At 68.9% G+C, this 9,952-nt stretch carries 11 protein-coding genes and 1 riboswitch; of the genes, 2 read left to right on the top strand and 9 right to left on the bottom strand.

What is annotated here, in order from left to right; translation table 11 throughout:
- From RR928_RS09630 to RR928_RS09640, 3 genes are all read right to left on the bottom strand, one after another.
- Positions 1-168, bottom strand: a 168-nt coding sequence (locus RR928_RS09630) for an NAD-dependent epimerase/dehydratase family protein (protein WP_332548127.1), incomplete at its 3' end; no start/stop codon positions are given.
- 42 nt (positions 169-210) lie between these two features.
- Positions 211-927 carry an SDR family NAD(P)-dependent oxidoreductase gene (locus RR928_RS09635; RefSeq protein WP_332682314.1) on the bottom strand — a complete coding sequence of 239 codons (717 nt, stop codon included), beginning with the start codon at positions 925-927 and terminating at the stop codon, positions 211-213.
- A complete protein-coding gene (locus RR928_RS09640) occupies positions 924-1,520 on the bottom strand; it encodes a lipocalin family protein (RefSeq protein WP_332682317.1) in 597 nt (198 codons plus the stop codon). The genes RR928_RS09635 and RR928_RS09640 overlap by 4 nt, the downstream gene beginning before the upstream one ends.
- A gap of 90 nt (positions 1,521-1,610) precedes the next feature.
- On the opposite strand from RR928_RS09640, the gene RR928_RS09645 reads away from it, so the two are divergent.
- Complete coding sequence (locus RR928_RS09645; protein WP_332535522.1) at positions 1,611-2,279, top strand: HD domain-containing protein; 669 nt, start codon at positions 1,611-1,613, stop codon at positions 2,277-2,279.
- Positions 2,280-2,365: 86 nt separating this feature from the next.
- Complete coding sequence (locus RR928_RS09650) at positions 2,366-2,674, top strand: antibiotic biosynthesis monooxygenase family protein (RefSeq protein ID WP_332535524.1); 309 nt, start codon at positions 2,366-2,368, stop codon at positions 2,672-2,674.
- A 9-nt stretch (positions 2,675-2,683) separates the two neighbouring features.
- Here the strand turns inward: RR928_RS09650 and RR928_RS09655 are convergent, their stop codons facing one another.
- The 6 genes from RR928_RS09655 to RR928_RS09680 all read right to left on the bottom strand — a co-directional run.
- Positions 2,684-3,448: a (2Fe-2S) ferredoxin domain-containing protein gene (locus tag RR928_RS09655; protein WP_332548113.1), complete on the bottom strand. Its 765-nt coding sequence runs from the start codon at positions 3,446-3,448 to the stop codon at positions 2,684-2,686.
- Positions 3,445-4,254, bottom strand: a complete 810-nt coding sequence (locus tag RR928_RS09660) for an ABC transporter ATP-binding protein (protein ID WP_332682320.1) — start codon at positions 4,252-4,254, stop codon at positions 3,445-3,447. The genes RR928_RS09655 and RR928_RS09660 overlap by 4 nt, the downstream gene beginning before the upstream one ends.
- Positions 4,251-5,321 carry a FecCD family ABC transporter permease gene (locus tag RR928_RS09665; RefSeq protein WP_332535530.1) on the bottom strand — a complete coding sequence of 357 codons (1,071 nt, stop codon included), beginning with the start codon at positions 5,319-5,321 and terminating at the stop codon, positions 4,251-4,253. Before RR928_RS09665 ends, RR928_RS09660 begins: the two co-directional genes overlap by 4 nt.
- Entirely contained in the window at positions 5,318-6,403 is a 1,086-nt protein-coding gene (locus RR928_RS09670; RefSeq protein ID WP_332682323.1) for an ABC transporter substrate-binding protein, read from the bottom strand. Before RR928_RS09670 ends, RR928_RS09665 begins: the two co-directional genes overlap by 4 nt.
- A complete protein-coding gene (locus tag RR928_RS09675) occupies positions 6,393-8,429 on the bottom strand; it encodes a TonB-dependent receptor (RefSeq protein WP_332682325.1) in 2,037 nt (678 codons plus the stop codon). The genes RR928_RS09670 and RR928_RS09675 overlap by 11 nt, the downstream gene beginning before the upstream one ends.
- Before the next feature lie 167 nt (positions 8,430-8,596).
- Positions 8,597-8,868: riboswitch (cobalamin riboswitch) on the bottom strand.
- Positions 8,869-8,890: 22 nt separating this feature from the next.
- On the bottom strand, positions 8,891-9,952 hold a 1,062-nt coding region (locus tag RR928_RS09680; RefSeq protein WP_332682327.1), incomplete at its 5' end, for a GTP-binding protein.

The following is a 9,952-nucleotide window of genomic DNA, read 5'->3' on the forward strand; positions in this document are numbered from 1 at the left end:
CAGGCCTTCGAGCTGCTGCAGCTGCGCCACGCCGCGCGCGCCGCTGCACAGCGCCGCCACCTGATCGGGGCGGCGGCTCCAGACAAACAGTTCATGGCCCTGGCGCTGCCAGTGTTTGCACAGGGCCCGGCCTATCAGGCCCGTACCGCCGGTCAGCAGAATGCGCATGGGGAATCTTTCCTTGAATGTGTCAATGTGAGGCGCGTCGTTTCACCACGGCAGGCGCTGGCCATCGTAGGCCCACAGGCCGCCGCTGTCTTCTGGACGCAGGCCGTCGAGCACCGCCAGCAGATCGCGCGCCGCGTCGGCGGCCGGCCGGCCGATCTGCGCGCCGCGAAACGGCGCCGACAGGGCGGAGTCCACCGTGCCCGGGTGCAGCGCGGCCAGCACGGTCTGCGGATGGGTGCGCGCCAGCTCGATGGCCGCGGTCTTGAGCAGCATGTTCAGCGCGGCCTTGGAAGCGCGGTAGCTGTACCAGCCGCCCAGGCGGTTGTCGCCTATGCTGCCGACCTTGGCCGAGAGCACGGCCACCAGGCAGCGCTCACCGCGCGCCAGTTGCGGCGTGAAATGCGCCAGCGCCAGCGCGGGGCCCAGGGCGTTGATCGCAAAGCTCGCGGCAAGATGCTCGGCACGCAGATCGGCAAGGCGCTTTTCGGGGCCTCCGGTGGGGCCTTGCAGCATGCCGGTGGCGACGACGATCAGCTGCCAGGGACCCTGGGACTGCAATGCCTGCGCGGCCTGGGCAATGCTGTCGGGCGCAGAGAAATCGATGCGCGGCGCGGTGTCGCGCGCGAGCGCGCACACCGTGGCGCAGCGCGGGTCGGCGCGCAGCCTGTCGGCGATCGCGCCGCCTATCGCGCCCGAGGCGCCCAGAACCAGCGCGCGGTAGCCATCGGGCAGCGACGGCAGGGCCGGCAGCACGCTCATGGCTGGCCGCGCTGGTCATGGCTGACCCAGATCAGCGCATCGGTGTCTACGCCCAGGGCCTTGGCGCGCGCCAGCAGGGCCGTGCGCGTATCGGTATCGAGCGTCTTTTCGCGCGCCAAAATCCAGGCATAGCCCAGGTCCGCGCCGACCACCAGGGCCCAGCGGTAGTCGCTGTCCAGCGAGACCACATGGTAGCCGCCGTAGAACGGACCGAAGAACGAGACCTTGAGCGAGCCGGTCGTGGGCGCGCCGGTGAAATAGGCCTTGCCGATGGCTTCGTTCCATTTGCCCTTCTCGGCCGAATAACCACGGTTGAGCACCTGCACGCTACCGTCGGTCTGGGGGGTGTAGGTGGCCGACACATTGCTCAGGCCGCGCTCGAACGAGTGGTCCAGCCGCGCGATCTCGTACCAGCGGCCCTGGTAGCGCTGCAGATCGAACGCACTCACGGCTGCGACGCCGGCCGGCGGCTGGGTGCTGGTGCAGGCGCCGAGCAGCGCGGTTCCTGCCAGGCAGCCGGCCAGCAGCAGGCGGCTGCTGGAGCGCGCGAGCGCCTGGCGCGCGCGCGAAAGGCAAGTTGTGAGCGTATGCATGGCGGTATCCTTTTTGGATTGTGAGGGAGGCGGGCGCGGCAAGGCCTTCGCCCAGGATACGGCAGCAGCGGCGTGAAGCACAATCAGCCCATGACCCATGATGATGTGCTCCAGACCGCAAGGCAACTGCAGGCCTACTGGCTGCGCAGTGTTCCTGCGCCCTCGAGCGCCAGCGCCCAGCAGGTGCTGGACCAGGTGCTTGCCGGCTGGAATGAGCCCCACCGCGCCTATCACACCACCCAGCATCTGCTCGAAGCCCTGACGCTGCTGGACGAATGGAGCCGCGCCGAGGAATGGCCGGCCACCGTGGCCCTGGCGCTCTTCTTTCACGACCTGGTCTACGACCCGCGGCGCGCCGACAACGAGGACCTGAGCGCGCTTGTGGCGCGCGAAATGCTCGCGTCGCTGCTGCTGCCGCAAGCGCAGATCGAAGCGGTTGTGCGCCTCATCGACATCACCAAGCATGCGGCCCGGCCCCTGACCGAAGACGAGAAGCTGATGGTCGATATCGACCTGTCCATTCTGGGCGCAGCGCCCGAACGCTATGCACAGTACCAGCTGCAGGTGCGCCGGGAATACGCCCATGTGCCCGAGCCGCTGTTCACGCGCGGGAGGCTGGTGGTGCTCGAGGCTTTTCTCCATGCGCGGCCCGCGCTTTATCACACAGAGCGCGGACGCAGCGCCTTCGATGCGGCCGCGGCGCGCAATCTGGCGCACGAAGTGGCGCAGCTGCGCGCCGCGCTGGCCGCAGCAGCTTAGGCAGCAGCGCCGCATTTTCCCGTACAGTGCTAGGCGCTGGCCGGCCTGCGGTTCAGGCCAGGCTTTTCCTTCTATTGGAGATACCGATGATTGTCGAAGTGGTGGATTTCAAGATCGATCCCGCAAAGCACCAGGCCTTTGGCCCGGTGCTGAAGAACGCCGTGGCCGAGGTGCTGTCGAAAGCCAAGGGCTATGGCGGCCACAGCGTGCTGGCCTGCATCGAGACCCCGGGCCGCTATGTGCTGACCGTGCATTGGGCGACGCTCGAGGACCACACGGTGGGCTTTCGCGAATCCGCCGCTTTCACCGAATGGCGCGCGCTCATCGGCCCGTTCTTCGCCCAGCCGCCGCATGTGGAGCATTTCACGGTCGTCGACAGCCGCGCGGCTGACTGAGGCCTGCGTTCAGCGCAGCATCTGCTTGCCCGGCTGCGGCGCATAGGCCAGATCGGCGACGACTTGGCCGCCCAGCAGGTGCGAAGCAATGATGCGGTCCACGCCGGCCTCGTCGACGCCGCCGTACCAGGTGCCTTCGGGAAACACCTGCACCACGGGCCCGAGGTTGCACGGCCCCAGGCAGCTGGTGCGCGCGCTCATCATGCCCTCGCCCGCATTGCGCAGGTCCAGGCGCTTTTGCGCATTGCGCAGATGGCCCCAGACCTGGGCCGCGCCCGCCTGGTTGCAAGGCCCGCCCTGGCACACCAGCACGCGGCGCAGCTGCTGCGGAACAGCAGAGCCCGCGGGCAGGGTGGCTGCGGGCGCATCGACTGCCACCGGCGTCTGCTGCAGCAGGTCTTGCACCAGCGCATCGACCGCCAGGCTGTCGCCCGGTGGAGCGCTCAGGTGCACCGCGGGCAGCGGCTGCGTGGCATTGGCGCCGCGCCGCCAGCGCTGCACCGCGCCCGTGATCCAGCTGCGAAAGCCCGGCTCCATGGGCAGCAGCAGCGGCACGATGGTGATTTCTTCGGCCTTCTGCGCAGTCAGCAGATCCAGCGCTTCGCGCAGGCTGGGACTGCCCTGTTCGCTGAACGCATGTATGACCATGCTGAAGCGTTCGCCCAGCGCGGCCTGGGTGCGCCCGGCCAGTTCCTGCATTTCGCGTTCGGACGCGCCGGTGATCGAGGCCTTGGCCAGCAGGATCGCGGCGTGGCGTGGAAGTGAGGTGTTCATGCGGCAAGGCTTTCTGCGCTGGCGGCGGAAATCGGAATGACATAGGGCAGGCCGCCATCGCTGCCTATGCGTGCGCTGACGCCAAACAGGGCTTGCACGTTGGCGGGAGTGAGTACCTGCTGCGGCGTGCCCGCCGCGAGCACGGCGCCGGCGCGCAGCATCAGCAGCCGGTCGCAAAAGCGCGCGGCCAGCGCCAGGTCGTGGATGGCGATCACCGCGCCCACGCCGCGCTGGCGCGACAGTTCGTGCACCGTCTGCAGCGTCGCCAGCTGGTGGCGCAGGTCCAGGTCGCTGGTCGGCTCATCGAGCAGCAGCAGCCGCCCCTGCTGGGCCAGGGCGCGCGCCATCAGCACGCGCTGGCGTTCGCCGCCGCTCAGGTCGCTGAAATGGCGCAGCGCCAGCGGCTGCAGCGCCAGGCGCTCTATCGCGGCCAGCGCGATCGCCTGGTCCTGCTGCGCGCTGCCGCGGCCGCGGTGCGGCAGCCGGCCCAGCAGCACCATGTCGATCACGCGCAGCGACATGCTCGGGCCCGTGTGCTGGGGCACATAGGCGATGGCGCGCGCGATTTCCTGGCGCGCATGGCCGGCCAGCGCCCGGCCTTCGAGCAGCAGAGTGCCGCCGCTCGGCGGCCGCAGGCCCGCGAGGCATTTGAGCAGCGAGCTCTTGCCCGAGCCGTTGGGGCCGACCAGGCCCAGCACTTCGCCCGGCGCCAGCGTGAAATCCACGCCGCGCAGCACTTCGGCCGAGGAAAGCCCGCCATAGCGGCTGCGCAGGCCGACGGCCTGCAGGAGAGGGGTGTTGCTCATGACGCCATCTCGTTGCGCCGCGTGAGCAGCAGGTGCAGGAACAGCGGCACGCCCAGGAACGCGACGACAATGCCTACGGGCACGATCACCGGCGCGAACAGCAACCTGCCCGCCATGTCGGCCAGCAGCACCAGCAGCGCGCCGACCACGGCCGCGAACGGCAGCAGCGCGCGGTGGTCGCCGCCTATCAGCAGGCGCGCGATATGCGGCGCGACCAGGCCCACGAAGCCGATCACGCCCGTAAAGCTGACGATGGCCGCGCTGCTGAGCACCGCGGCCAGCGTGATCGCGATGCGCGCGCGCGCCACGGCCACGCCCAGCGACGCGGCCACATCGTCGCCGCCCGCGCTGAACGCATTGAGCGCGCCCGCATGCGCGAACATCACGGGCGCGCAGACCAGGCACATGGCGCCGGCCACGCCCACTTCATGCCAGGTGCGGCCGTTGAGCGTGCCGAAAGTCCAGTGGACGATGGCCGCGAGCTGCTGCTCGCTGGCAAAGAACTGCAGCGTGGCGGTAAGCGCGCCAAACAGATAGGTGAAGGCCACGCCGGCGAGCACCAGCACCATGGCGTTGACGCCGCGCAGCGAGGCCAGCGCCAGTACGGCGGCCGCGCAGGCCATGGCCGCGGCAAACGCCAGGCCCACGGTCCACCAGACGCCGGTATCCGGAAGATTGTTCCAGCCAAGCAAAATGGCAATCGACGCGCCAAACGCCGCGGCCGGCGAAATGCCCAGCGTGTAGGGGCTGACCAGCGGGTTGCGCGTGATGCCCTGCATGGCGACGCCGGCCAGCGCCAGACCCGCGCCGCAGACCAGGGCCATGGCGGTGCGCGGCAGGCGCAGCTGCAGCAGCACATTGCGCTGCGGCCCGTCGATCGCCAGAGATTCGAGACCGGGCAGCAGCGACAGCAGCTGCTGCGCCACCATGCCCATGGACTGCGACTGCACGCCCAGGCTCAGCGAAGCCAGCACGGCCAGCACCAGTGCAGCGACCGCCAGCAGCGCCACGCGCCAGCGGCTGGCGCGCAGCCGGCGCAGCGCCTGCGGCAGTTCGGCGCTGTTCATGCCGGCCCCTTCACGCTTTGCAGCGATTGCCAGTAGCCGCGCTGCGCGGCCACGCCCTGGAACTCCTGCAGCCACTGGCCCATCACGGCCTGCGGGTCGATTCCGGCCATGCGTTCGGGGTGCAGCCATTGGGCGATCTGCAGCGCGTCCGTGATCTTGGAGCAGCCCGAGGCGAGGTAGTAGCTCAGGTGAAAGATCTGCGCGTCGCGCAGCGCGGGCGTGCCCTGCAGGCCGGGGCGCGCGGCCAGCTGGCCCAGCACCTCGGCCGAGAACGCGCGCGGATGCGGCAGGTACTGGCCGGGCTGCAGCTTGATCACGGCTTCGGGGCGGCGCGCCTGCACCTCCTCGGGGTCGACTTCGAAGTTCTGCACATTGCCGCGCGGCGAGACGCCGCCGGGCAGCTGGATGTCGCCGAACACATTGCGCCCGCCGCCGGCCTCTATCATGTCGTGCCAGCCCGAGCCCTGCAGCGCGGTCTTGTACAGGCCGACTTCCTCGAAGTACACGCGCTTGGGCGTCACGCCCTGCAGGCGGCCGCGCAAGGTGTCGCGCCAGTGGCGATAGAACGCGTTGAGCCGCTCGGCGCGCGGCTGCCGGGCGAACAGCCGGCCCAGCAGCGTGACATTCCACTCGTGCTTGAGCAGGTCCCAGCCGGTCACCACGATCACCGGAATGCCCAAGCCCTGCAGCACCTGCGCGGCCTTTTTCCAGTCGCTGTTGCGCGGCATGAAGACCGCGTCGGCCTGCATGCCGACAATGGCTTCGTAATTGACGCTCGATTGGCCGCTGCCGGCGCGCATGGCCGGCGTCACGCCGGGCCAGTAGTCGGGGTACTGCCTGCCGTCGAAGTCCACGCCGACCACGGCCGGCATCGCGCCAATGGCGCGAATGAACTCGGTCGTGTAGCGGTTGAACACCACCACGCGCTGCAGCGGCAGCGTGACGCTGACGCTGCGGCCCAGATCGTCGGTGATCTGCGTGGCCGCGCGCACCGCGCCTGCGAACCCGGCAAGACCGGCGGCGCCCGCCAGGCCGCGCAGCAACGCCTGGCGGCGGCCGGGAATGCGCTCGTCAGAATGCATAGACACCCGTCAGCCACAGCGTGCGCGGCCGGCCCAGTATCCACTGCACTTCCGAGCCCTGGGTGGCGTAGCTCTTGTCAAACACATTGTCCAGGCGCAGGTCCAGCGTCATGCCCTTGGTCGCGCGCCAGTTGATGCCTGCGTTGACCACGGTGTACGAAGGCAGCGACGCGGTGTTGGTGTTGTTGACGTAACGCTGGCCCACGTACTGCAGCGCGGTGCGCGCGCTCCAGTCGGGCGCGAAGTTCCAGAACGCGGCGAGGTTGGCGCTGCGCTTGGGCACGGTCATGGGCACATTGCCCGCGAGCTGGCGCGCGCCGCCGCCGACCTGGGCCGTGAAGTCGTCGAACTTGGGGTCCAGCAGCGTGCCGTTGATCTCCAGGCGCCACTTGCCCAGGCGCGTCGACGCCGAGGCCTCGATGCCGCGCGACGACTGCTGGCCCACCTGCTCCTGCAGGGTCGGGTTCGCGAGGTTGGTGGTCAGCAGGTCTTTCTTGACCAGATGATAGGCCGCAAGCGTCCAGTCGAAGCGCCCGCCCCAGAGGCTTTGCTTGAGGCCCACTTCGACCTGGCGGCCCGCGGACAGGCCGAAGCCCTGCTGGTTCGCGCCAATGCTGGCCAGCGAAGTCACCGGGTCCTGCGCCGTGGCGACCTGGCCGTAGAGCGCTACGTCGGGTACGGGGTTGAAGACCACGCCCAGGCTGGCGCTCGTTCCGCTGACCTTGCCGTTGGTGATCTTGCTCGACTGGCGGTCCTCGCGCTCCGTACTGTAGCGGTCGTGGCGCAGGCCCGCGACCACGGACCAGCGCTCGCTGAGCGTCAGGTGGTTCTCGAAGAAGATGCCCGTGCGTTCCAGATCGAGGAAGTACATGGGAATCGATTCGCCCTGCCAGGCATCGCGGTAGCGGCCCGGCACGGGGTTGAGCGCATCGACCGTCGAGCTGCCGCCGCGGTTGTTGTCGAAGCGGTCGTAGTAGCTGCGCTCTAGCTGCACGCCGGCGAGAAACTGGTTCTTCATGCCGCCGAGCCGGCCCTGGAATTTGGCATAGGTGTTGATGCCTTCCTGGGTCTGGCGCGAGTACGAGATATCGCGGTAGCTCGTGCGGCGCACGGCGGATGTGGCCGGCAGATAGGTGAATACCGTCACGTCGCGGTAGCGGCGGTTGTGCTCCAGGCTGTAGAGCGTGTTGTGCACGCTCACATCGGACCAAGGCTGCCACTGCGTGTCCAGCGTGACCCAGCGGTCCTGAAAGTACAGGTCGCTGTCGGCGATGTTGTAGTTCCTGGTCTCGGTGCCGGGCACGGGCGCGCCGTTGAACACCGGCGTGCCCAGGTAGTGCATGGGCTTTTGCCGGCCGTAATCGGCCGCGAGAATGAAGTTCAGCTGGGGCGACACGTCATAGCGCAGCGAGGCCGAGGCGGCCAGCGTTTCCGATTCGCCGCGGTCCACCCAGTTGTCCGAGCTGCGGTGGCTCAGGTCCACGCGGTAGGAAAAGCCATTGCCCAGCGGCCCGGTGCTGCTGAGCGCGCGGTGCCAGGCGTTGTCGCCGCCCAGGCCCAGGCCCACTTCATGCGAGGACTGCGTGGGGTTGGGGCGCTTGCTGACCACGTTGACCGCGCCGCCGATGGAGCCCGCGCCATAGAGCACCGAGGCCGGCCCATAGAGCGCCTCGATGCGCTCCACGTTCCAGGGATCGAACGGAAAGCTCACCACGCCGCCCGCATTCGACAGCTCCAGCCCGTTGTAGAGCTGCTTGACCGAATTGACGCCCGTGAAGCCGCGCGCGCTGAGCACATTGCCGCCATTGCCCGGGCTGTTGGCCGAGCTCATTCCCGGGGCCAGGGTCTTGGCGTCTATCACCGAGGTCGTGCCCAGCGCACGGATCAGCTCGCCGGTGACGATGGCCAGGCTGGCCGGGGTCTCGAACGGCGTGAGTTCCAGCCGGCTGCCGGCGGTCGATTTCTGCACCAGCGGCGTGGCGACGCCGCGTTCCTCGGTGACGGTGATGGCTTCGAGGGTGGGCACGCCTTGGGCGTGGGCGGAAATGCACGGATAGGCGGCCGCAAGGGCGAACGGGAGCGCAGCAATGCGCACACGAAGAACGGGCTTCATGAAATAGGCAATCGAAAAAGGCAACCCTGGCCGGCATCCCCGCCGGCGTCTGGGCGTTACGACAGCGCCGCCTGCGCGGCAGCGCTGTCACTTTGTTGGCCGGTATCCGGGCTGGCGGCACTGCATCCATCGCCTTCCCAGGCGCTTGTTCAAGGCGTCCAGTGGCTATGTGGAGGGATGCTGAAAGCGCGGGGCGCTTTCGTCCGTTTGACCGTTGCGGGGGCAGCGCAGGCCAGACCTGTGGGCGCACCAGCGCTGGATCTCAGCGGCTGGGGGCTTGTGGGTCCTCCTGCTTCCCGTTGAACTGCGGCCTGTGAACCACGCCGCGAGCACCAACGCTGGGGATTCTAAGGGCAAGCGCCGCGCTCACGGCATCACGACCAATCGGCAAACGGCGTCGGCCAGGTCGTCCAGACATCGGGGCCGCAGGCCATTTCCGCTTTGGTCAGCAGGCAGTGGTCGAAGCGCGCGCGCAGCGCGGCCTCGTCCATATCGATGCCGATCAGCACCAGTTCCTGGCGCGCGTCGCCCGTGTCCTGGTGCCATTTTTCGTTTATCAGCGCCACCGTTTCGGGGTCCTGGGGCCAGTGCTCCTGCGGCACGGCCGCCCACCAGCGGCCCGCCGGGCCATGGCGCGCGACGGCGCCGGCCTGCGACCACGAACCCGCGAGCGTCGGGTGGCTCGCAAGCCAGAAGAAGCCCTTGGAGCGCAGCACGCCCGGCCATTCGCTTTGCACAAGATCAAAGAAGCGCTGCGGATGAAACGGCAGGCGCGCGCGGTAGACGAAGCTGCCGATGCCGTATTCCTCGGACTCGGGCACCTGCGTGCCGCGCAGCTGCTGCAGCCAGCCCGGCGCGCGCGCCGCGGCCTCGAAGTCGAACAGCCCGGTGTCCAGCACGCGCTCCAGCGCCACCTGGCCAAACGCGGCCGGCTCGATGCGCGCGCGCGGGTTGAGGCTTTGCAAAATGGCCAGCAGGCGCGCGCGTTCCTCGGCGCTCACCAGGTCGATCTTGTTGAGCACCAGCACGTCGCAGAACTCTATCTGCTCGATCAGCAGATCGACCACCGTGCGCTGGTCGTCCTCGCCCATCGATTCGCCGCGCGAGCGCAGGCTGTCGCGCGCGCTGTAGTCGCGCAGGAAGTTGCAGGCATCGACCACCGTGACCATGGTGTCGAGCCGGGCGACTTCGCCCAGGCTGCGCCCGTCCTCGCCCTCGAAGGTGAAGGTCTCGGCGACGGGCAGGGGCTCGGAGATGCCCGTGGATTCGATCACCAGCTGGTCGAAGCGGCCGTCGCGCGCCAGCCGCTCGACTTCGATCAGCAGGTCTTCGCGCAGCGTGCAGCAGATGCAGCCGTTGCTCATCTCGACCAGCTTCTCGTCGGTGCGCGAGAGCTCGGCGCCGCCGGCGCGCACCAGCGCGGCGTCGATGTTGAC

The sequence above is a fragment of the Comamonas sp. genome, from assembly GCF_036666375.1.
Classification (GTDB): domain Bacteria; phylum Pseudomonadota; class Gammaproteobacteria; order Burkholderiales; family Burkholderiaceae_C; genus Comamonas.

What these genes read in the sequence shown, in the direction of transcription:
- RR928_RS09645 (WP_332535522.1), top strand. Translation starts at nt 1,611, where the DNA reads ATGACCCATGATGATGTGCTCCAGACCGCAAGGCAACTGCAGGCCTAC.
- RR928_RS09670 (WP_332682323.1), bottom strand. Translation starts at nt 6,403, where the DNA reads ATGCATTCTGACGAGCGCATTCCCGGCCGCCGCCAGGCGTTGCTGCGC.
- RR928_RS09665 (WP_332535530.1), bottom strand. Translation starts at nt 5,321, where the DNA reads ATGAACAGCGCCGAACTGCCGCAGGCGCTGCGCCGGCTGCGCGCCAGC.
- RR928_RS09640 (WP_332682317.1), bottom strand. Translation starts at nt 1,520, where the DNA reads ATGCATACGCTCACAACTTGCCTTTCGCGCGCGCGCCAGGCGCTCGCG.
- RR928_RS09650 (WP_332535524.1), top strand. Translation starts at nt 2,366, where the DNA reads ATGATTGTCGAAGTGGTGGATTTCAAGATCGATCCCGCAAAGCACCAG.
- RR928_RS09635 (WP_332682314.1), bottom strand. Translation starts at nt 927, where the DNA reads ATGAGCGTGCTGCCGGCCCTGCCGTCGCTGCCCGATGGCTACCGCGCG.
- RR928_RS09660 (WP_332682320.1), bottom strand. Translation starts at nt 4,254, where the DNA reads ATGAGCAACACCCCTCTCCTGCAGGCCGTCGGCCTGCGCAGCCGCTAT.
- RR928_RS09655 (WP_332548113.1), bottom strand. Translation starts at nt 3,448, where the DNA reads ATGAACACCTCACTTCCACGCCACGCCGCGATCCTGCTGGCCAAGGCC.